21 protein-coding genes are annotated in these 21,529 nt (G+C 35.3%); 16 read left to right on the top strand and 5 right to left on the bottom strand.

Features of this window, described 5'->3' with window-relative positions; genetic code table 11:
• Window positions 1-5: 5 nt before the first annotated feature.
• The 4 genes from ES676_RS07175 to ES676_RS07160 all read right to left on the bottom strand — a co-directional run bounded on the left by ES676_RS07175 (window position 6) and on the right by ES676_RS07160 (window position 5,158).
• The gene (locus ES676_RS07175) at window positions 6-3,779 is read right to left on the bottom strand and encodes an efflux RND transporter permease subunit (RefSeq protein WP_148369646.1); all 3,774 of its coding nucleotides are present in this window, start codon (window positions 3,777-3,779) and stop codon (window positions 6-8) included.
• A gap of 107 nt (window positions 3,780-3,886) precedes the next feature.
• Complete coding sequence (locus tag ES676_RS07170; protein WP_148369645.1) at window positions 3,887-4,303, bottom strand: HYC_CC_PP family protein; 417 nt, start codon at window positions 4,301-4,303, stop codon at window positions 3,887-3,889.
• A gap of 120 nt (window positions 4,304-4,423) precedes the next feature.
• A complete protein-coding gene (locus tag ES676_RS07165; protein WP_148369644.1) occupies window positions 4,424-4,822 on the bottom strand; it encodes a rhodanese-like domain-containing protein in 399 nt (132 codons plus the stop codon).
• 24 nt (window positions 4,823-4,846) lie between these two features.
• Window positions 4,847-5,158, bottom strand: coding sequence for a rhodanese-like domain-containing protein (locus tag ES676_RS07160; RefSeq protein ID WP_148369643.1), 312 nt, complete (start codon window positions 5,156-5,158; stop codon window positions 4,847-4,849).
• Window positions 5,159-5,611: 453 nt separating this feature from the next.
• On the opposite strand from ES676_RS07160, the gene ES676_RS07155 reads away from it, so the two are divergent.
• The 16 genes from ES676_RS07155 to ES676_RS07085 all read left to right on the top strand — a co-directional run bounded on the left by ES676_RS07155 (window position 5,612) and on the right by ES676_RS07085 (window position 21,287).
• Window positions 5,612-7,006 (top strand): anthranilate synthase component I family protein, encoded by a 1,395-nt coding sequence (locus ES676_RS07155; RefSeq protein WP_148369642.1) that lies wholly within the window; start codon window positions 5,612-5,614, stop codon window positions 7,004-7,006.
• Between the two features lie 18 nt (window positions 7,007-7,024).
• Complete coding sequence (locus tag ES676_RS07150) at window positions 7,025-7,591, top strand: anthranilate synthase component II (RefSeq protein ID WP_148369641.1); 567 nt, start codon at window positions 7,025-7,027, stop codon at window positions 7,589-7,591.
• A 1-nt stretch (window position 7,592) separates the two neighbouring features.
• The gene (trpD, locus tag ES676_RS07145; RefSeq protein ID WP_148369640.1) at window positions 7,593-8,585 is read left to right on the top strand and encodes an anthranilate phosphoribosyltransferase; all 993 of its coding nucleotides are present in this window, start codon (window positions 7,593-7,595) and stop codon (window positions 8,583-8,585) included.
• Between the two features lie 25 nt (window positions 8,586-8,610).
• Window positions 8,611-9,396: an indole-3-glycerol phosphate synthase TrpC gene (gene trpC, locus ES676_RS07140; RefSeq protein ID WP_148369639.1), complete on the top strand. Its 786-nt coding sequence runs from the start codon at window positions 8,611-8,613 to the stop codon at window positions 9,394-9,396.
• Window positions 9,397-9,415: 19 nt separating this feature from the next.
• Window positions 9,416-10,054, top strand: a complete 639-nt coding sequence (locus tag ES676_RS07135; RefSeq protein WP_148369638.1) for a phosphoribosylanthranilate isomerase — start codon at window positions 9,416-9,418, stop codon at window positions 10,052-10,054.
• On the top strand, window positions 10,044-11,225 hold the full coding sequence (gene trpB / locus ES676_RS07130) for a tryptophan synthase subunit beta (RefSeq protein WP_148369637.1): 1,182 nt from the start codon (window positions 10,044-10,046) through the stop codon (window positions 11,223-11,225). Before ES676_RS07135 ends, trpB begins: the two co-directional genes overlap by 11 nt.
• Before the next feature lie 227 nt (window positions 11,226-11,452).
• Window positions 11,453-12,217 carry a tryptophan synthase subunit alpha gene (trpA, locus tag ES676_RS07125; protein ID WP_148369752.1) on the top strand — a complete coding sequence of 255 codons (765 nt, stop codon included), beginning with the start codon at window positions 11,453-11,455 and terminating at the stop codon, window positions 12,215-12,217.
• A 10-nt stretch (window positions 12,218-12,227) separates the two neighbouring features.
• Window positions 12,228-13,751, top strand: a complete 1,524-nt coding sequence (locus ES676_RS07120; protein ID WP_148369636.1) for a carbon-nitrogen hydrolase family protein — start codon at window positions 12,228-12,230, stop codon at window positions 13,749-13,751.
• Window positions 13,752-13,857: 106 nt separating this feature from the next.
• On the top strand, window positions 13,858-14,001 hold the full coding sequence (locus ES676_RS14695) for a hypothetical protein (protein WP_170234434.1): 144 nt from the start codon (window positions 13,858-13,860) through the stop codon (window positions 13,999-14,001).
• A 360-nt stretch (window positions 14,002-14,361) separates the two neighbouring features.
• Window positions 14,362-14,982, top strand: coding sequence for a hypothetical protein (locus tag ES676_RS07115; RefSeq protein WP_148369635.1), 621 nt, complete (start codon window positions 14,362-14,364; stop codon window positions 14,980-14,982).
• A gap of 114 nt (window positions 14,983-15,096) precedes the next feature.
• A complete protein-coding gene (gene nhaA, locus ES676_RS07110; RefSeq protein ID WP_148369634.1) occupies window positions 15,097-16,425 on the top strand; it encodes a Na+/H+ antiporter NhaA in 1,329 nt (442 codons plus the stop codon).
• 85 nt (window positions 16,426-16,510) lie between these two features.
• Entirely contained in the window at window positions 16,511-17,272 is a 762-nt protein-coding gene (locus ES676_RS07105; RefSeq protein WP_148369633.1) for a Rossmann-fold NAD(P)-binding domain-containing protein, read from the top strand.
• Window positions 17,273-17,290: 18 nt separating this feature from the next.
• Window positions 17,291-17,743, top strand: coding sequence for a tRNA (cytidine(34)-2'-O)-methyltransferase (locus ES676_RS07100; RefSeq protein ID WP_148369632.1), 453 nt, complete (start codon window positions 17,291-17,293; stop codon window positions 17,741-17,743).
• Window positions 17,744-17,932: 189 nt separating this feature from the next.
• Window positions 17,933-19,381, top strand: a complete 1,449-nt coding sequence (locus ES676_RS07095) for a RimK family protein (RefSeq protein ID WP_148369631.1) — start codon at window positions 17,933-17,935, stop codon at window positions 19,379-19,381.
• Window positions 19,381-20,607, top strand: coding sequence for a glutamate-cysteine ligase family protein (locus ES676_RS07090; protein ID WP_148369630.1), 1,227 nt, complete (start codon window positions 19,381-19,383; stop codon window positions 20,605-20,607). Before ES676_RS07095 ends, ES676_RS07090 begins: the two co-directional genes overlap by 1 nt.
• Window positions 20,604-21,287: an N-formylglutamate amidohydrolase gene (locus tag ES676_RS07085; protein WP_148369629.1), complete on the top strand. Its 684-nt coding sequence runs from the start codon at window positions 20,604-20,606 to the stop codon at window positions 21,285-21,287. Before ES676_RS07090 ends, ES676_RS07085 begins: the two co-directional genes overlap by 4 nt.
• Here the strand turns inward: ES676_RS07085 and ES676_RS07080 are convergent.
• Window positions 21,284-21,526, bottom strand: a complete 243-nt coding sequence (locus ES676_RS07080; protein WP_148369628.1) for a VF530 family protein — start codon at window positions 21,524-21,526, stop codon at window positions 21,284-21,286. The genes ES676_RS07085 and ES676_RS07080 overlap by 4 nt on opposite strands.
• Between the last annotated feature and the right edge of the window lie 3 nt (window positions 21,527-21,529).

The following is a 21,529-nucleotide window of genomic DNA, read 5'->3' as shown; positions in this document are numbered from 1 at the left end:
AACGATTATGATAAGCGAGAATTAGTTTGAATTTTTGTTGGCGCTATATCCTTTATCTTACGCTCTGCTCTCCAACTAAATAAAACAGGCACTACAAATAAGGTAATTAAAGCGACTAACATACCGCCAAAACTTGGAATTGCCATCGGAATCATAATATCACTACCGCGCCCTGTCGACGTTAATACCGGTAACAACGCTAATATGGTGGTTGCCGTTGTCATTAAACACGGACGAATACGTTTCTCTCCTGCTTCTAACACAGATGCACGAATAGCAGCTTTTGTTTCTGGTGTATTACGCTCGAAAGTTTGTGTTAAATAAGTCGCCATTACCACGCCATCATCGGTTGCAATACCAAACAAGGCTATAAATCCAACCCAAACAGCGACACTTAAATTAATGGTTTGAATTTGAAAAACGTCGCGTAAATTTTCCCCAAAAATGGTAATATTTAAAAACCACTCTTGACTATATAACCCAATCATAATAAAACCACCCGCAAATGCAACCGCAATTCCAGTAAACACCATTAATGATGTGGCTACAGAGCGAAATTGAAAATAAAGAATTAAAAAGATTATTGCTAACGCTAATGGCACAACGACCGCTAACGTTTTTTCGGCACGTACTTGATTTTCGTAGGTTCCAGTAAACTGATAACTGATGCCTTTGGGTACGATTAATTCGCCAGCATCAATTTTTTCTTGTATAAAATTTATCGCATTATCGACCACTGTCATTTCGGCAAAACTTGATAATTTATCGAATAGCACATACCCCACTAAAAAGGTATCTTCACTTTTTATCATTTGTGGCCCTTGCTCGTACCGAATAGTTACTAATTCACTTAACGGCACAGAACTTCCGTTTCCCACAGGAATGTAAAGTTGTTCCAAATCGGAAGGATTGGCACGCAATTCTCGGGGATACCGCACACGAATACCGTAACGTTCACGACCTTCTACTGTTTGCGTTAAAACCTTACCGCCAACAGCAACCTGCAACACCTCCTGCACGGCTTGAATGCTAATACCGTAGCGTGCAATATTTTGGCGATTAATATCGATAAGCAAGTACGGCTTGCCTACAATTCTATCGGCAAATACAGCTTCGGTTTTCACCCCTTCTACTTGTTTTAAAAGATTTTCTAACTGCACACCAAAAGCTTCAATTTCTTTTAAATCTTGTCCTTTTACTTTAATTCCCATTGGCGCTCGCATTCCTGTTTGCAACATAATTAAACGCGTTTCTATAGGTTGCAATTTAGGTGCAGACGTAACACCCGGTAATTTAGTAACTCTCGAAATTTCGTTCCAAATATCGTCAGGAGAATTTATTTCTGGTCGCCAGTTTCTAAGATACTCACCATCTTCGTCGGGTATTAATTGTTTATTTAATGTGGAAATTTGCCACGAATGTGCTTCAGTTTTAGCTAAAACAGAATCGTTTTTTAACACAAACTCACCCTTTTTATTTACTCGAAAGCGTTGCGGGTCGCCGTCACTATTCAACAAATATTCCGATTTATATTGAATAATATTTTCATACATCGATAACGGCGCAGGATCTAAAGCCGATTCGGTACGCCCTGCTTTTCCAACCACTGTTTCAATTTCAGGTATACTCGCGACCGCCATATCCAATTGCTGCAAGACACGTTTATTTTCTTCAATTCCTGAATGCGGTAAGGACGTTGGCATTAATAAAAACGACCCCTCATTTAAAGAGGGCATAAACTCTTTTTCGGTATTTTTGAAGACTAAAAAACCAAAAATAACAAGTCCTAAGGGTAATGATAAAAACAATAATTTATGATCTAAACACCATCTTAAAATGCGCGAATAATAGGTTCTAAATCCTATAAAAACGCCCAATAATCCGAAGCAAATAACACTAACAAAAATAAAATTAAAGAAAATATTATTATGAATCCCTAGTGGTCTCCAATAGTCGGTTAATAGAATCACAACCGCTAGGGCCGATAAGAGGCCTTCTGCTTTGGGCAGCGGTCCAAAAGGCAAATAGTCTATTAATCGGCACATAGAAATAGCAGCAAACGCAATCACTAAAAGACCGAGCCAAAACCCATAAAAGAGGCCGATGAGACCAATTAGAATCAGTATATAATTAGTAATAAAACGCGTTGTTCGTTTCATCGTTTTCTTACGGAATAAGAATGCTGCGAACGGCGGAATTAAAAACAGCGCCACAATTAACGAGGTTGTTAGTGCAAATGTTTTTGTGAATGCTAAGGGTCTAAACAACTTACCTTCAGCCCCAATCATAGTAAATACAGGGATAAAACTAATAATCGTAGTCATAACCGCGGTAACAATTGCACCAGAAACTTCGGTTGTTGCTTTGTATACCACCTGATTTATGGAACGATTTTTAGGTGCAGATTGCCCTGCATTTTCTGCTATCTCAGATTTGGCTTTATGCTCGTCAAGATGCCTAATAATATTTTCAGATAAAATAACACCGACGTCCACCATTGTACCAATGGCGATAGCAATTCCTGACAATGCGACAATATTCGCGTCGACATTAAAGAGTTTCATAGCGATAAAAACCATTAATATCGCGACTGGCAATAAGCCTGAAATTAAAACTGAAGCTCTTAAATTAAACACCATTATAACAATAACAAGTACTGTAATTAAAATTTCTAAAGCGAGCGCCTCATTTAGTGTACCGAGCGTTTCTTGAATCAATTCCGAACGATCGTAAAAAGGAACAATTGTGAGTTGCGATGTTCTTCCGTCGCTTAAAACTTTAGACGGCAACCCTGTACTTAACTCATTAATTTTGGTTTTAACATTGGTAATCACTTCCAACGGATTCGCACCGTATCGAGCGACAACCACCCCACCAACAACCTCAGCTCCTTCTTTGTCTAATAACCCACGTCTCTCTGCGGGCCCTAAAGATACTTTAGCGATATCTTTTACTGTAATGGCAGTAAAGTCTTTGGAAGTCACTACTGTGTTTTCTATATCGGCTATCGATTTTACGTAACCTAAGCCCCGCACTAAATACTCGGCGTTATTAATTTCTAATGTTTGAGCGCCAATCTCTTTATTACTTTCTTTGACCGCTTTTACCACGGCATTTAAACCAATGTTATACTGGCGCATTAATTCGGGGTTCACATCAATTTGATATTCTTGGGTATACCCGCCAATAGACGCGACCTCAGACACCCCACTTGCCGACGATAACCCAAATTTTACATAGTAATCTTGTATACTACGCAATTCGTGTAAATCCCAACCACCAGTTACATTTCCTTTGGTATCGCGACCTTCAAGCGTATACCAAAAGATCTGCCCTAAACCTGTTGCATCTGGCCCCAATGCTGGATTAACGCCTTCAGGTAACAAGTTCTTCGGTAAGGAATTCAGCTTTTCTAGAATACGACTACGGCTCCAGTAAAACTCTATATCTTCTTCAAAAATGAGATATATACTAGACGCCCCAAACATCGAAGAACTTCGCACTGTTTTTACCCCCGGGATACCTAACAACGCACTTGTTAACGGATAGGTAATTTGATCCTCGATATCTTGAGGCGATTGTCCGTTCCATACGGTATAAACAATCTGCTGGTTTTCGCCAATATCGGGAATAGCATCTACAGCGACAGGATTACTAGGCAGAAAGCCCGTATCCCAATTAAAGGGTGCGTTTATAGTTCCCCAACCTATAAAAAGGACGAGTAATAAAACGGCAACCAGCTTATTTTCTATTAAAAATTTTATGCTTTTATTTAGCATCTGATTTATTTATTTAAACAATGAAACATAGGTGTAGAAAACACCGAATACAGCATATTCTCCTCGCAAAATAACTTCGCAGGATACTATAGATTATTGTTTAAAAATTAAATGAGGTAAGTCTCGTCTAGCTTGTAGAGTTCTTGAACGACGAGTGGTGATCGGTAATCTTGATAATTAGTTTCTTCTTTGTTTATGGTTTCAAAAAGAGAGCTATACGTATAAACGAATGCGGTTACAAACAGTTGTTGGCCGAATGAAATGTGATGGCTATTTTGATGCAATTCGTCTTGTCCATCCACTACCAATTGCTCATCGTTACAGCAATTCTTTTTTACTGCAGAGCATTCAGTATTTTTACTCGTTGTTTGCATTGACATTTGGCACGTCTTTGCTTTTTGAAAAATAGCAGTATCTACTAACGAGCCGCCACAAAAATGCATATCGATAGTAAAGGACAATGTAGAGAATAACACTACAAAAGCCAGCATCGTTGCGAATATTTTATGACCTATTTTTTTCATAGTTAGTAACAAATGTACAAAAAAAATAATCGCTTAATTTTGTTTAACACGAAACTAAGCGATTATTTCAATAGAGATAATCAATAAAAAGCCTCGTTATAAGGCAAAAAACTATTACGTCTATATATTTTTATTAGTAGTTGTATTTAAATCGATGTGTTTCCATTTAGAAAAACCTTCTTTTAAATCATATATTTTTTTAAACCCCGCGTCTTTCATTTTTTTAGCACACATTGCACTTCTGTTCCCCGATTTACAATACAGCACTACCGGTTGCTCTTTGTCTAACAACTCGATATCCGCATCAAAAGAATCCGAATTAATATTGATATTTTGAGCATTAATAATATGTCCAAGATCAAATTCTTCAGCGGTTCTTACATCTATTAATTGCACTTTTTCTAGGTCTAGAATTAAATCAATTTCCTCAGGGCTCACCTCTGTGATTACACCTTCAGAATTATTTTCACAACTTAGTGACGCCAATGCTACGGCAAAAATTAAAATTATTTTTTTCATTACTATATAGATTTATAATTACACTTAAAATTGTTTATCTCCAGTCCATTCAGAAAAACCACCCATAAGGTTATAGGCGTTCTCAAACCCCATATCGTTCATTATCTCGCAAGCCTGCCCGCTTCTTCCTCCAGATCGACAATACACATAATAATTTTTGCTTTTATCGAGTTCTTCTAATTCGTAAACAAATGCCTGCCCCTTAAAAATATTTATATTTAAAGCATTCGGGATATTCCCTTCGCCAAACTCCTCTTCTGTTCGCACATCTAAAAGGACTGAATTATCATCATTTTTTAACTTGTTTGCCCAAAGTTCTTGCGTTAAATCTGCCATTATAATTGTTTTAGACGGCAAAGTTAAGGTTTTGCTTTTTCCTTCTTCAGAAAAAAATATTTTTTATTAAAAAAGAACAGCAAAAAATCTACCCCTAAAAAAACTTACATCCATCTTCTTAACTACTCTAATATATTTATCTTATTTTCACTCTTAATTTTTTAGTCAACATAAATAAAAATCTAAATTCTTATCATCAAAAATTAGAAAACAGATAAAGATTGAAAATAAATTGTGTTTTAACATATAATTATAGGAAAATTTAATTTTTCATTTATATATTTGTCAACTATTACAAAATACAATGAATACAATTTTAAATAATACTTGGTGGTGGAATTCTCGAAAATTAACAATCGTGAAATAACCCTATTCGTAATATTTAAATTAAAATATATTGAAAAAGGCTTGTCGTTCACGACAAGCCTTTTTTTTATTTAAAAAACTTAAACAATGAAAACCTTTAGCCTGTATACCCACTATAAAAAAATACTTGCAGACACCATTACTCCTGTAAGTATTTATCTTAAAATAAGAGATAAATATCCGAACAGTATTTTGTTAGAAAGTAGCGATTATCACGCTAGTGATAATAGTTTTTCGTACATCTGTTTTAACCCGATTGCCTCTATAAAAATTGATAGCAAAAGAATTGTACAAACCTTTCCCGATGGCAGTGAAATGGTTAATAAAACCAAAAATGTCGCAGAGAAAATTCATAAATTCACGAAACGTTTCAAGGTTTCTTCTAACAACGAATTTAAGTTTATAAACAACGGTATTTTTGGCTATACTGCTTACGATGCGGTAAAATATTTTGAAGACATTGAGATTTCAAAAAAACCTAATTCTATAGATATTCCTGATATTTATTATGCGGTATACCAAAATATTATAGCGATAGACCACTTTAAAAACGAGGCTTATATTTTTGCGCATTGCCACGATACAGAAAATAATATCGACGAAATTCTTCAACTTATAAAATCGAAAAACTTTGCCTCTTACGATTTTTCAACAAACTCTGACATTTCATCCAATTTAACAGATAAAGAATATAAAGATCAAGTAGAATTAGCTAAAAAACACTGTGCTCGAGGCGATGTGTTTCAATTGGTATTATCTAAAAAATTCTCTCAAGATTTTAAAGGCGATGAATTTAATGTGTACCGCGCACTAAGAAGCGTCAATCCGTCGCCTTATTTATTTTATTTCGATTATGGTGATTTTAAAATCTTTGGTAGTTCACCAGAAGCACAATTAGTCGTTTCTGATGGTTGGGCCGAAATACATCCTATTGCCGGTACATTTAAACGCACTGGTAACGATACGCAAGATACCGAATTGGCAAAACAGCTCGCCGAAGACGAAAAAGAGAATGCAGAACACGTTATGCTTGTAGACCTGGCACGAAATGATTTAAGTAGAAACGGCAGCGAGGTAAAAGTAGAAACGTATAAGGAGGCCCAATTTTTCTCTCACGTTATTCATTTGGTAAGTAAAGTAACAGGTAAAATTAATAAGAACACACAAACAATGCAGGTAGTCGCCGATACTTTTCCTGCCGGAACATTAAGCGGAGCGCCAAAGCACAGTGCGATGCAGCTTATTGAAAAATACGAAAAAACAAGTCGTGCCTTTTACGGGGGTGCTATAGGGTTTATGGATTTTAGCGGCAATTATAATCACGCAATTATGATAAGAACCTTCTTAAGTAAAAACCACACACTGCATTGGCAGGCTGGAGCCGGATTAGTTTCGAAATCCAAACCTGAAAATGAATTACAAGAAGTGTATAACAAATTAGGCGCCTTAACAAAAGCCATAGAATTAGCAAAAGACATCTAAAAAAGATGCTCCTCATATATGAAAAACATATTAGTAATTGATAATTACGACAGCTTTACTTACAATTTAGTACATTATTTAGAAGATTTAGATTGTAAAGTTACCGTAAGAAGAAACGATAAATTAACACTAGATTTTGTAGAGGCATTCGATAAAATCGTATTATCTCCAGGTCCAGGAATTCCGGAAGAAGCCGGATTATTAAAAGCCATTATAAAACACTACGCTCCTACAAAAAGTATTTTAGGTGTTTGTTTAGGCTTGCAAGCCATTGGAGAAGTGTTTGGCGGTACTTTAATAAACTTAGACACTGTTTATCATGGTGTATCGACTACAGTAAAGATTATTGTCGACGATGAGAGTTTATTTACTGGATTAGAAAAAACGTTTAGTGTAGGACGCTACCATTCGTGGGTTGTTAACGAAGCTCTACCAGAATGTTTAGAGGTTACTTCGGTAGACGAGAACGGACAAATTATGTCATTAAGACATAACGTTTACGACGTAAAAGCGGTGCAGTACCACCCAGAATCGGTATTAACACCAAATGGAAAACAAATTTTAGAAAATTGGATACGAAATTAAAATGAAAGCGATACTAAATAAATTAATTAACCAAGAACCTCTTTCTAGTGAAGAGGCTCAAAATGTATTAGTAAATATTTCTAAAGGAAAATACAACCACACCCAAATTGCCGCATTTGTTACGGTATATATGATGCGTAGTATTACCATAGATGAACTTAAAGGGTTTCGCGATGCTCTTTTAGAACTCTGTATTCCCGTGGATTTATCAGACTATAACACCATAGATTTATGCGGTACTGGTGGGGATGCAAAAGACACTTTTAATGTCTCTACTCTAGCGACTTTTATAACGGCTGGCGCTGGTGTTCAAGTAGCAAAACACGGCAATTACGGCGTCTCGTCTGCTTCAGGATCTTCAAATGTAATGGAGGCCATTGGCATTACTTTTACAAACAAAACGGCGGCATTAAAAAAATCTTTAGAAGATGCTAATATTTGTTTTTTACACGCGCCCTTATTTCATCCGGCAATGAAAAAAATGGCACCGGTAAGGCAAGACTTAGGTTTAAAAACATTTTTTAATATGTTAGGTCCAATGGTAAACCCGTCGTTTCCAAAAAACCAGTTGGTAGGTGTTTTCAACTTAGAATTACAGCGCATTTATGGCTATCTTTATCAAGATACCGATATTAATTATAGTATTGTTCACGCTTTAGATGGTTATGATGAAATTTCGTTGACAGGTAACACTAAAATAATTACGAATCATTCTGAAACTATTTTAACGCCGAAAGACTTAAACCTTTCACCTATAGAACCTGCAGCGTTATATGGTGGAAAAAGCGTAAAATCGTCCGCTAAAACATTTTTAAAAATTATAAACGGAGACGGAAAAGAAGCACAAAATAATGTGGTGTGCGCTAATGCCGGCTTAGCCATTGCAATGGTAAAAAAGGTAAGCCACGCCGAAGGTTTCGAACTCGCAAAAGAGTCTTTACTTACGCTAAAAGCCAAAGCGAGTTTAAATAAATTAATCGCATTAAGTCATTAACCAAACCTCTTTATTTCTTAATAAAATGAATATATTATTACGTATTGTAGCCGATAAAAGGCAAGAGGTCGATCTCCGCAAGTCGCTAATTCCAGTCTCACAATTGGAACGTTCTGTACTGTTTAATCGCAAAACATTGTCGTTAGCGCTTAGTCTTAGAAGTAGTGCTATTGGTATCATCGCAGAGCATAAGCGCCGATCGCCTTCAAAAAATATTATTAATCAAAACTTCACAGTGTGCGAAGTGGCCAAAGGTTATGAAAATGCAGGTGCAAGCGGACTCTCTGTTCTTACAGATGCTAAATATTTTGGTGGCTCGTTAGACGATTTAATCGTGGCACGTGCGTGCTGTAACTTACCCATTTTACGTAAAGAGTTTATTATCGATACTTATCAAATTACTGAAGCTAAAGCGCACGGTGCAGATGCCATATTGTTAATTGCCGCTATTTTAACACCCAAAGAGATTCAACATTTCTCTACTTTTGCAAAGCAATTAGGTCTAGATGTTTTACTGGAAATACACAACGCCCAAGAACTTGATAAATCTTTACTTCCGAGCATCGACATTATCGGTGTTAATAATAGAGATTTAAACACCTTTACTGTGAGTTTAGAAACTAGTAAAACGTTAAGTTCTTTGATTCCTGAAGAATTTGTTAAAATTTCTGAAAGTGGCATTAGTTCTATCGACGCCGTAAAAACCCTTCAGCCATTTGGTTATAAAGGTTTTTTAATAGGAGAGCATTTTATGAAAACCGATAACGCTGGCCAAAGTGCCAAAGCATTTATCAATCAACTAAAAAAATAACAACAATAAAAATATACAGATGAAATTAAAAGTTTGCGGAATGAAATCTGAAAGTAACATTTTGGATGTGGCTAGCGATGTGAAACCAGATTATATGGGGTTTATTTTTTACGAAAAATCGCCGAGATATTTTAATTCTGAATGTCCAGAAATTTCTGAAGACATCAAAAAAATAGGTGTTTTTGTTAATGCAAAATTAGATTTTATAGTCGGTAACATAGAAAAACACCACTTACAAGGTGTACAATTACACGGTAACGAATCGCCCGAATTCTGTGCAGAAGTGCGTGCGTTTGGCGTTATTGTTATAAAAGTATTTTCTATAAAAAATCATTTCGATTTTAAGGTTTTAGAACCTTACGAAGACGTTTGCGATTACTACATGTTCGATACAAAAGGTAAGGAACCCGGTGGAAACGGTTACACGTTTAACTGGAATGTTTTAAAAAAATACACATCGAGTAAATCGTACTTTTTAAGTGGCGGTATCGGTATGGAAGAATTAGAAGACTTTCTATTATTCCTAAAACGACCAGAATCAGACTTGTGCTGTACAGTAGATTTAAACAGTAAATTCGAATCGACTTCAGGCTTTAAAGACATTAAAAAACTAAACGATTTTAAATACCAACTTATAAAAAACGGTTATGTCCTATAATGTAAACAGCAAAGGTTATTACGGCGATTTCGGTGGCGCATACATTCCAGAAATGCTCTATCCAAACGTCGAAGAATTACGTCAAAACTATTTAAAAGTAATGACCGAACCTTCATTTATTAACGCTTTTAACGCTTTATTAAAAGATTATGTTGGGCGTCCGTCGCCCTTATATTTTGCCAAGCGACTTTCAGAAAAATACAACACCAAAATCTACTTAAAACGCGAAGATTTAAACCATACCGGTGCGCATAAAATCAATAATACTATTGGCCAAATTTTAATGGCGCAACGCTTGGGCAAAAAACGTATTATTGCCGAAACTGGGGCTGGACAACACGGTGTTGCCACCGCTACCGTTTGTGCATTAATGGGGTTAGAATGCATTGTGTATATGGGGGCGGTCGATATTGAACGCCAAGCACCAAACGTCGCCAGAATGAAAATGTTAGGCGCCACCGTTATTCCTGCAAATTCGGGTAGCAAAACGTTAAAGGACGCGACAAACGAAGCCATTAGAGATTGGATTAATAACCCCGTAAATACCTATTATATTATTGGTAGCGTTGTAGGGCCGCATCCGTACCCAGATATGGTGGCGCGTTTTCAAGCCGTCGTTTCCGAGGAAATGCAATGGCAATTACAAGAGAAAGAAGGCCGAAAAGACCCCGATTATGTTATCGCTTGTGTTGGAGGCGGGAGTAATGCAGCGGGTGCTTTCTATCATTACCTCGATACACCAAAGGTTAAATTAATTGCCGCCGAAGCCGCTGGTTTAGGTGTCCATTCGGGCGAAAGTGCCGCCACCTCTATTTTAGGTAAAGAAGGTATTATTCACGGTAGTAAAACACTGTTAATGCAAACACCCGACGGACAAATAACCGAGCCTTACTCTATTTCTGCAGGATTAGATTATCCTGGTGTTGGCCCAATGCACGCTAATTTGTATAAAACCAAACGCGCAGAATTTATAGCAATTACAGACGACCAAGCAATGGAAGCCGGACTAGAATTAAGTATGCTCGAAGGTATAATTCCGGCCATTGAAAGTTCGCACGCACTTGCCGTATTTAAGCAAAAAACCTTTAAAACAGACGACGTTATTGTGCTGAGTTTATCGGGTCGCGGTGATAAAGATTTAGACACGTATAGTAAACATTTTAAGTTATAATATCTTTAAGTGTTACTATAATGGCGTTACCCAAAGGGTCAGGCTTTCCGCTATATCTTTTTTTTGGTTTCTTTAAAATGGTTTTTTTGACTATTAATTCTATTTCTCAGCTAAAAACAAATCAAAATACAATCAAAAAAAAGGATGTCGCATCAATCCTTAACGCAAATAATAACACACGATATATTTCATTGAATAATTAAAACCCAGCTTTTTTGGCTTTACAAATGAATAGAATACAGACAAAATTAAAGGAAGACAAAAAATTATTATCCATTTACTTTTCGGCAGGATATCCTTCGGTTAACGATACCGTAGAAATCATTCAAGAACTAGAGAGCAATGGTGTAGATATGATCGAGATTGGATTACCCTTCAGCGATCCTTTAGCCGATGGCCCCACAATTCAAGAAAGTTCTACGCAGGCGTTAAAAAACGGCATGACTTCAGAGCTTTTGTTTCAACAATTACAATCTATTCGAGCGTCCGTTTCAATTCCTTTAATTATTATGGGCTACTTCAACCCTATTCTTCAATATGGTGTCGAAGCCTTTTGTAAAGCGTGTCAAGAAGTGGGTATCGACGGTTTAATTATTCCCGATTTACCTGTTGATGTGTACGATGAAAACTATAAACACCTCTTCAAAAAATATGGTATAATCAATGTGTTTTTAATTACGCCTCAAACCTCACAAGAGCGTATTCGTTATATCGATTCTATTTCCGAAGGGTTTATTTATATGGTAAGTAGTGCTAGTGTTACCGGTAGTAGCTCTGGCTTTCAAACAGAACAAACCGATTACTTTAAACGGGTGGCGAATATGGAACTTCAAGCACCACAAATTGTAGGTTTCGGTATCTCAAATCAAGAGACTTTTAAGCAAGCAACCCAACATACAAAAGGCGCAATAATTGGTTCAGCATTTATTAAACACCTCTCTGCTAATGGTATTAAAAATATAGATACTTTTGTAAATACAATTTTACATTAATCGTACTAAAATGGAAGACATAGAAAATATAGAATTAGAATATTTAAAAATAGAAGATTACCAAGAGCTTAAGGAAGCGATGATTGAATCTTATTCTACAATGCCAGACGCCTTTTGGAAAGAACATCACATTCAAAAATTAATAGATATATATCCGGAAGGGCAAGTCGTTATAAAAATCAATAATCAAATTGCGGGTTGTGCCTTGTCCATTATTGTCGATTATAACAAATTAGACAATCACCATACTTATAAAGATATTACAGGAAACGACACCTTTACTACGCATAAACCAGATGGCGATGTTATTTATGGTATAGATGTTTTTATAAGACCACGATTTAGAGGTTTACGTTTAGGGCGCCGTTTATACGATTATAGAAAAGAACTTTGCGAGCGCTCCAACCTTCGTGGTTTGGCCTTTGGCGGACGTATCCCAAACTTTCACAAGTATTCAGATACGTTAACACCAAAACAATATTTAGATAAGGTTAAAAGTAAAGAAATTAACGATCCCGTTCTAAACTTTCAGATTTCGAACGATTTTCATCCTACACGCGTTTTAAAAAATTATTTAAAAGGCGATAAATCATCTGGAGATTATGCTATTTTATTAGAATGGGATAATATCTATTACGAAAAAGAGAACAAAAAAGCCAGTACAATAAAAACGGTAGTTCGTTTAGGTTTAATACAATGGCAGATGCGTTTGTATAAAGATTTGGACGAATTAATGCAACAAGCAGAATTTTTTGTGGATGCTGTTTCTGGTTACCGCAGTGACTTTGCCGTGTTTCCAGAGTTTTTTAACGCGCCGCTAATGGCCGATCACAATAATTTGTCTACACCAGATGCCGTTAGAGAATTAGCAAAACACACCCAAGAAATTGTCTCGCGCTTCTCCCAATTAGCGATTTCTTATAATATAAATATTATTACCGGTAGTATGCCAGAAATGGTAAACGAAAAGTTATATAATGTTGGTTATTTATGTCGCCGTGACGGAAGTTTAGAACGTTACGAAAAACTACACGTTACCCCAGACGAAGTTAAAGTATGGGGAATGGTCGGCGGAAACAAACTTCAAACATTCGATACCGATTGCGGAAAAATAGGGGTATTAATATGCTACGATTCTGAGTTTCCTGAACTTAGCCGCTTGTTGGCCGATGAAGGAATGGACATTCTGTTTGTTCCGTTCTTAACCGATACGCAAAATGGCTATTCTAGAGTAAGACATTGTGCGCAAGCTAGAGCGATAGAAAACGAATGTTATGTAGCCATTGCAGGAAGTGTTGGTAATTTACCTAAAGTAGAAAATATGGACATCCAGTTTGCACAGTCGGCTGTTTTAACGCCATGTGATTTTGCTTTTCCTTTAAATGGAATAAAAGCTGAGGCTACCACAAACACGGAAATGATTTTAATTGCCGACGTTGATATCGATTTATTACGAAACTTAAACAAACATGGCAGCGTTAAAAACCTTAAAGATCGTAGAAAAGACTTATTCTCATTAACCAAAAAAGAATAATTAACAGGTCTTAACAGTTTCTGTCTCCGTTTTATGACTATTTTAATACATTTTTATTTCTCTAATATGTAGCTTTGATGTATAACAATTAAAAAACTTAGAAATTATGGGGGCTATTGAAGATAAAAGAAAATTTAAAACGACAAAGAAGCAATCAAATCCGACGAACCCAACAGGAAATACAGATATTGAAACAAATAAATTCGATATTGAAGAGTCGTCTATAAAGGGGCAACAAAAAAAGAAATAATTGGCTTATTAATTTTATATAAAAAAGAACTGTGTAATTAATTTTACATAGTTTTTTTGTTTAATTTTAGTTATATTAAACAATGTTTTAAAACATTTTACGAATAATACGATTTCATTGCCAAAAAAAGTGTGTTTTATACGTTTTATAGAATAAAACAATATCATTTGTTATTTTTTAACAAAAAATTAAAAACCATCAAGTTAACATACTATAAAATAAAAGTTTACTTTTGTAGGATGTTTAAAAGTATTATCCCTTTATATACTTTTTTTTATTTTTTATTATAAAACAATTTAATCAAGGGCAATATTCGTCTTAAAATACGAGTCAGTTAAATTAATTAACCATTGTCTATTTATGAAAAGAGCAAAAGTATCTTCAGAACAAGATTGGCTAAACCTACTAGAGGAAGCCATAGCTAACGGCGTTAAAATTCAAGTAAACCATAGATTTAAGTATAAAGACAGAAATCTAGGAACTTTTCTTACTGGTGCTAAACGCAAAAGTAAACCCGAGTTAATTAAAAAAATTGAAGATTTAGGTCTCGATTTTAAAATGCACAGTAAAGATCCCGAAGATTTTTTAATGCGATATATTAAAGAACTTAGAGAAAACGAAAACCCTGTTAAACAACAATACATCACCCGTTTCAATTCTTACATACTTCCTAAGAAAACAATTCTTAAGAAAGATACTAAGAAAGAGTTGAATGAGGTTTGGAAAGAGAAGTTTGGAGACCGTAGAAAATGGACCAAACCAGAAACGACCGAAGATAAAATAATGAGATGGAAAGCTTTTAGATATGATGAAGCCCTAAACCCTGATGGTAAATGGTTTCACTATAAACGCATCATCGGTAAGTTATATAATTGGGTGTACACACGTAAAACTAATTTGGATAGAATGGAAGCTATTGCGCATCATTTTAATGCTAAAGAAATTGAAGAGCTTAAAAAAGAAGGCTTTTTTAATGTATAATTAACATTAGGCAGAATAGTAATCTTAAAAAATACAGTTATTTTCGTAGTGAACTCAAGTTAATACTGTTTTCATTCAAAAAAACGTGATGTAACTTCATAACTGTATTAATTAATGATTAAAAGAATTATCCTATCGCCAATTCAGAAATTTGTTAAGACCGAGAGTTTAGCAGGTATACTGCTATTTAGCGCAACTATTATTGCCCTTATTTGGGCCAATTCACCTTTCGTAGACAGTTACACGCATCTTTGGGAATATAAATTAGGAATATCTTTTGAAGATTTTGAGCTTAAAAAACCATTACATCTCTGGATCAATGATGGTTTAATGGCCATTTTCTTTTTCTTAATTGGTTTAGAGCTTAAACGAGAGTTACTTATTGGAGAAATTAACACGATAAAAAAAGCAGCGTTCCCTTTTGTTGCGGCATTAGGGGGTATGATAATTCCGGTTATTTTATACTTAACCTTAAATCAAGACGTAACAACGACAAAAGCTTGGGGTATACCGATGGCTACCGATATCGCTTTTGCTTTGGCTATTTTGAGCACTTTAGGGAAGCGTGTACCTTTAAGTTTAAAAATATTCTTAACCGCTTTTGCCATTATAGATGATATCGCCGCAGTATTGGTTATTGCCGTTTTTTATAGTTCTAATATTAATTGGGAATACATTATTTACGGTCTAATTCTTATTGGTATTTTAGCCGCCTTTTATAACAAAAAAAAATATTCCCTTGGTATTGGTTTAGTCCTTGCCGTCGTTATTTGGTTTTTATTCCTTAAATCTGGGATTCATCCAACCATAGCAGGTGTTCTATTAGCATTTACAATTCCTATTAAAAGGCGAATTAATTTAAGTCTTTACGCTGAAAACCTGTCTTCGATCTCCGAGAAAATCGTAAGGCAATCTGATGGGAAAGAAAAACACTTACTCTCAAATGATGAAATTAATCACATTGATGACTTAGACAATTTAACCGAAGCAGTGCGTTCTCCTTTGCAAGATTTAGAACAGAGATTACATAATCTAACCGCTTATTTTATTCTTCCTATATTTGCTTTTGCTAATGCCGGAGTCGTCATTAATACCAGTTATAACTTTAATTTCTCGCTCCTCTCAAATATCGCAATTTCTTTATTCCTTGGAAAATTTATTGGTGTGGCATTATTCTCTTACTTAGGAATAAAACTAAAAATAACGCGGCTACCGGAAGGTGTTAAATTTGCGCAAATTCTAGGAATTGCTTGTATTGCAGGTGTTGGGTTTACTATGTCTATTTTTATTGGAAACTTAGCCTTTAGCGACGATCTTTCTAATATAAACTCAGTTAAAGTAGGTATTATTATTGGTTCCTTAATAGCTGGGTTTTTAGGGTATGTTATTTTAAGATTTACGGGCAATAAACCTCCGTCTCAAAATTTAAATAAAGAGTTGTAAGTCGCACAGAGTCTAGGCTCATCTATGGCTATTTTTATAATTCTTACATCGTTTTGTAATGTCTTTCTTTTCCAATTAATTATATATGACTAAAACCATAAGTATTTTAGGCTGTGGCTGGTTAGGTAAACCGCTAGCTTTTAAATTGAGCGCATCCTATTCGGTGAAAGCGTCCAATAGATCAATCGAAAATGCCGTTGAATTTGAGAAGAATAATATCAAGCATTATGCAATTAATTTGGAAGACAAAACTATAGCCACGTCCAACTTTCTAAAAGCCAATGTTCTAATATTACCTATCGCTTATAAAAATATCGCTAATTTTGAACGCTTAGTGAATGAAATAGAAAAATCTTCAATACAACACGTTATCTTTATCAGCTCGACCTCGGTTTACGATAACACCAATGGGACGGTAACGGAAAATGCGCCTACCAACAATAGCGCGTTGTCTCAAATTGAAAAATTATTTTTAAACGCTTCCAATTTCGATACCACTATTATTAGGTTCTCAGGACTCTTTGGCTATAACCGTAATCCGGCTAATTTCATATCCGCATCGAAAAAAATGCCGAACCCTGAGGGTTACGTCAATCTTATTCATCGGGACGATTGCATCGCTATAATTGAAGAGATTATAAAAAAAGACTGCTGGAACACCATTTTTAATGCCTGTTGCAGTTCGCACCCAAAACGCAATTCATTTTATATCGCACTTGCTAAAAGCTACGACAAGCCATCGCCCGATTTCGAAAGCGGTTCTTCCAGCTATAAATTAGTCTCTAATGCTAAATTAGTAAACACTTTAAATTATGAATTTATTTACAACGATTTAACCAAAATATAAAACAAACGCTCCCAACGAATGCCTTTAAATATAGTTTTAATAGAACCCGAAATCCCAAATAACACTGGTAACATTGGCCGCTTAACATTAGGTTCTGGCTCGCGTTTGCATTTAGTAAAACCTTTTGGTTTCGAAATTAGCGACGCCCGACTAAAACGTGCAGGCTTAGATTATTGGAAACATATAGATATTACCATTTATGAGAACATAGAAGACTTTTTTAGCAAGAATAAAAATGCTTCTATGGCTTTCTTATCTAGTCACGGCTCACAATCGCATTGGGACATTCCTTTTAAAGACAATTTATTTTTAGTCTTCGGAAAAGAATCTTCAGGATTACAAAAATCAATCACCGATAAGAACAAAAAGGCCCTCTACAAAATACCACTTCATAGCGAGCACATTCGTAGTTTAAACATTGCAAATGCTGTAAGTATCGTTGTTTACGAAGGCTTAAGACAATTAAAATAAAGCGCTAAAAACCAGGTATCTACATTTTTTAAACTCCCCTAAAATCAAATTAAAAAAGAGTGTAAATTTATTTCGAAATTGTTAAAGCTATTCAAAAAAAATATACATTTACTATACATTGTGCTATTATCATATTAAATTAAGCACAACACACTTATTGTAAATTTATATTTATTTAAAGCGTCTTTAATGCAAAAATACATTGTTGTCAATCAGCCAGAAAAATGGACTGTTGCGATAGATCATATTTCCGTTATTTCGTCTCAAGACTATTTAACGAATCCTAAATTCTCACGTCTAAAAAAAGCAAGAATTTTTAACCTTTGTAAGGATTATTCATACCAATCTAAAGGATATTACGTCTCGCTTTTAGCCGAAGCACGAGGGCATTTAGCGATACCTACCGTTAAAAATATTGTCGATTTAAAAACCTTAAAGCTCGTTCGTATTGTATCTGGTGAGTTTGATGATGTGATTCAGCATCATTTAAAAAACATCAAATCTCAAGAGTTTACATTGAGTATTTATTTCGGCCAAAACGTAGCGCAAAAATACAAAGAGTTGAGTGCACTTTTTTACAGACATTTTCAGATGCCCTTTTTACGCGTAAAATTTAATCATACGACAAAATGGAATATTCAAAGTATTCGTGCTATTTCAGAAAATGAAATCCCTGAAGAACACAAAGAAAGTGTCCGCATATTTGCTAATCAATATTTTTCAAAGAAGCGTTACGACACACCGAAACTGGTAAAAACGGATTTTGATTTAGCCATATTAGTCAACCCCAAAGATCCTGCACCGCCAAGTAATGCTAAAGCCCTAAAACGGTTTACCGAAATTGCCGAAAAGATGAATATTTATGTCGAAATTCTTGAACCTAAAGATTTATCGCGCTTATCGTCTTTTGATGCTCTTTTTATTCGTCAAAGCACCGAAGTGAATAACGAAGCCTATGCCTTTGCTCGAAAAGCACAGAAAGAAGGTTTAGCGATTATAGATTACCCAGATGCCATTTTAAAATGCTGTAACAAGGTATATATGGCTGAAGCTTTAGAAAACGCGAATATAGACACTCCAAAAACGTGCATAGTATATAAAGAAAACAGAGACACTATCTTGGAGATTACAGGATTACCGTGTGTGCTAAAAGCGCCAGATTCTACGTTCTCCTTTGGGGTCAAGAAAGCCAAAACTGTAGACGAATATAACACGCTTGTTACCGAAATGCTTAAAGAATCTGACCTGATAATTGCGCAAGAGTTTTGCCCATCAGATTACGATTGGCGCATAGGTATTATCGACGACAAACCGTTTTACGCGTGTAAATATTATATGGCTAAAGGGCATTGGCAAATTTACAATTGGAAAGCAAAAAACAAAAATGACCAAGATGGTAATGCCGATTGCTTACCCATAGAAGAAGTGCCTAAAAAGGTGTTGAATATGGCTATAAAATCGGCTAAACTTATGGGAAAAGGTTTATACGGTATAGACATTAAAGTAGTAAATAACAAACCCATGGTTATCGAGATTAACGACAACCCAAATATCGATTTCGGAGTGGAAGACGCGTATTATGGCGATGCGGTTTACATCGAGATTCTTTCAGCCTTAAAAAAACGTTTAGATTCCTAATGAGCAAAAAATATCATTTATTTGAAGTATACGGTATAGAGTTAGAATATATGCTCATTGATACCGCTACATTTAAAGTCGCTCCCAAAGTGGATGCATTATTAACTAAAAAAAATGGTGCCTTAACTTCAGATATCGACAACGGTTTAATTGCGTGGAGTAATGAATTAGTGGCGCACGTAATAGAATTGAAGACAAATGGACCTACAAAAGATTTAGATAATTTATCGGAAGCATTTCATAAAAACATTATCGAAATAAATAGCCTTTTAAAGACTGAAAATTTAAAGCTATTACCAACAGCGTCGCATCCGTTAATGAATCCCTTAACCGACACACAGCTTTGGAAACATTCGTTTAGCGAAGTTTACGAGCTCTATAATCGCATTTTCGATTGTAAAGGTCACGGTTGGAGTAACGTGCAAAGCACACATATTAATTTGCCGTTTTTCGATGATAAAGAATTTGAAAAATTACACGCGGCTATTCGCGTTATATTACCATTAATTCCAGGATTATGTGCCAGTTCTCCTATCTTAGAAGGCAAAAATACGGGGTTTAAAGACACGCGATTAGAATACTATAAAACGAATCAGAAAGAAATTCCAGAAATGACAGGCTTGGTAATTCCGGAACGTGTGTTTACAAAAATCGATTATTATTCTACCATTTTCGAACCGATTAAAAAAGCCATCGCACCGAAAGATACTAACGGTATTTTAGATCATCATTTTTTAAATTCACGAGGAGCAATCGCCCGTTTTGATAGGAATGCCATAGAAATTAGATTGGTAGATATTCAAGAATGTCCGCAAGCAGATATTGCCATTTGCGTGTTAATTATTGAAACATTAAAATTATTAGTTAATAAACACTTAGCCTCTTTGAGCGACCAAAAAGGATGGACAAAAGAAGCGTTATTTGCTGTTTTTAACCCTATAATTAAAGAAGGTGAAAACTACGAAGTAACAAATACAAACTATTTACAATTGTTCCATCTAGAAGAAAACGCAACAGTGAATGCTATTTGGAAACACTTATATAAATTAGCAAAACCAACTATTCACGCGTCACATTATCACGCGATTGAAACGATTTTAAATGACGGCACTTTGGCGACTAGAATTTTAAAGGCAGTCGACAGTGATTTCTCTGAAGCTCACATTAAAAAAGTGTATTCTAAACTTGCCGATTGCTTACAAACAAATACCGTATTCTCAGTATGAAACTGATTGTAACCTGCGAACATGGAGGCAAGACTATCCCGAGTGAGTACACAGAATATTTTAAAAATAGTCTTGAAATATTACAATCGCATCGTGGTTTCGACTTCGGTGCTTTAGATGTTTTTAATGCGTTAAAAACGCTAGCAGTATATTCTAATTATAGTGCTACAAGTAGATTGTTAATTGAATTGAATCGCTCGTTGCACCATAAACATCTCTTTTCTGAGTTTACGAAAGGGTTAGCCAACACCGAAAAAGAGGGTATTATAAAGGATTATTATTTCCCGTATCGCAATGCGGTAGAAACAGAAATAAGAAATTTAATTGGCAGTAATGAAACCGTGTTGCATTTATCCATTCATTCATTTACTCCCGTTTTTAACATTATAGAACGTTCGTGCGATATTGGAATTCTTTACGATTCTTCAAGGCAAGGAGAAAAACGATGGGCCTCACTATTAAAAGACCATTTAAAGACTGAAGATAGCAACTTAAACGTGCGATATAACTATCCCTATTTGGGCAAAGCCGATGGTTTTACAACGTACCTAAGACAACAATTCGCACTTAATTATCTAGGTATTGAATTAGAGATTAATCAGAAGTTTTCAAGGCAAAATATAATGCATTCAACATTAAAAAGCATCTTATTTCACGCCATAAAAAAAGCCTTAAATTAATTAAGACTCTTTTTATACGCTTGACTTTTAATCATTTTTAAATATAAATTTTCGACTTTAGTTCGTGCCCACGGTGTGCGACGTAAAAATTTTAAGCTCGATTTTACTGTTGGATTTTCATTAAAACAGCGAATTTTTATGGTAAGTCCTAAATATTCCCACCCGTAATGCGTTTGTAAATCGGTGATTATTTTTTCTAAAGTAATACCGTGTAAAGGATTGTTAGGTTGTGGTTCCATTTT

The organism is Bizionia saleffrena, assembly GCF_008086175.1.
GTDB lineage: Bacteria > Bacteroidota > Bacteroidia > Flavobacteriales > Flavobacteriaceae > Bizionia > Bizionia saleffrena.
The sequence above is the reverse complement of the archived record's forward strand: the minus strand, read 5'-3'. Positions and strand labels throughout refer to the sequence as shown.

Excerpts from the sequence above, each read along its gene's own strand:
- ES676_RS07085 (WP_148369629.1), top strand. The coding sequence starts at position 20,604 with ATGAAACTGATTGTAACCTGCGAACATGGAGGCAAGACTATCCCGAGT.
- ES676_RS07090 (WP_148369630.1), top strand. The coding sequence starts at position 19,381 with ATGAGCAAAAAATATCATTTATTTGAAGTATACGGTATAGAGTTAGAA.
- ES676_RS07105 (WP_148369633.1), top strand. The coding sequence starts at position 16,511 with ATGACTAAAACCATAAGTATTTTAGGCTGTGGCTGGTTAGGTAAACCG.
- ES676_RS07155 (WP_148369642.1), top strand. The coding sequence starts at position 5,612 with ATGAAAACCTTTAGCCTGTATACCCACTATAAAAAAATACTTGCAGAC.
- ES676_RS07165 (WP_148369644.1), bottom strand. The coding sequence starts at position 4,822 with ATGAAAAAAATAATTTTAATTTTTGCCGTAGCATTGGCGTCACTAAGT.
- ES676_RS07080 (WP_148369628.1), bottom strand. The coding sequence starts at position 21,526 with ATGGAACCACAACCTAACAATCCTTTACACGGTATTACTTTAGAAAAA.
- trpC (WP_148369639.1), top strand. The coding sequence starts at position 8,611 with ATGAATATATTATTACGTATTGTAGCCGATAAAAGGCAAGAGGTCGAT.
- trpD (WP_148369640.1), top strand. The coding sequence starts at position 7,593 with ATGAAAGCGATACTAAATAAATTAATTAACCAAGAACCTCTTTCTAGT.
- ES676_RS07100 (WP_148369632.1), top strand. The coding sequence starts at position 17,291 with ATGCCTTTAAATATAGTTTTAATAGAACCCGAAATCCCAAATAACACT.
- ES676_RS07135 (WP_148369638.1), top strand. The coding sequence starts at position 9,416 with ATGAAATTAAAAGTTTGCGGAATGAAATCTGAAAGTAACATTTTGGAT.
- ES676_RS07160 (WP_148369643.1), bottom strand. The coding sequence starts at position 5,158 with ATGGCAGATTTAACGCAAGAACTTTGGGCAAACAAGTTAAAAAATGAT.
- ES676_RS14695 (WP_170234434.1), top strand. The coding sequence starts at position 13,858 with ATGGGGGCTATTGAAGATAAAAGAAAATTTAAAACGACAAAGAAGCAA.
- ES676_RS07115 (WP_148369635.1), top strand. The coding sequence starts at position 14,362 with ATGAAAAGAGCAAAAGTATCTTCAGAACAAGATTGGCTAAACCTACTA.
- trpB (WP_148369637.1), top strand. The coding sequence starts at position 10,044 with ATGTCCTATAATGTAAACAGCAAAGGTTATTACGGCGATTTCGGTGGC.
- ES676_RS07150 (WP_148369641.1), top strand. The coding sequence starts at position 7,025 with ATGAAAAACATATTAGTAATTGATAATTACGACAGCTTTACTTACAAT.
- trpA (WP_148369752.1), top strand. The coding sequence starts at position 11,453 with ATGAATAGAATACAGACAAAATTAAAGGAAGACAAAAAATTATTATCC.
- ES676_RS07095 (WP_148369631.1), top strand. The coding sequence starts at position 17,933 with ATGCAAAAATACATTGTTGTCAATCAGCCAGAAAAATGGACTGTTGCG.
- ES676_RS07120 (WP_148369636.1), top strand. The coding sequence starts at position 12,228 with ATGGAAGACATAGAAAATATAGAATTAGAATATTTAAAAATAGAAGAT.
- ES676_RS07175 (WP_148369646.1), bottom strand. The coding sequence starts at position 3,779 with ATGCTAAATAAAAGCATAAAATTTTTAATAGAAAATAAGCTGGTTGCC.
- ES676_RS07170 (WP_148369645.1), bottom strand. The coding sequence starts at position 4,303 with ATGAAAAAAATAGGTCATAAAATATTCGCAACGATGCTGGCTTTTGTA.
- nhaA (WP_148369634.1), top strand. The coding sequence starts at position 15,097 with ATGATTAAAAGAATTATCCTATCGCCAATTCAGAAATTTGTTAAGACC.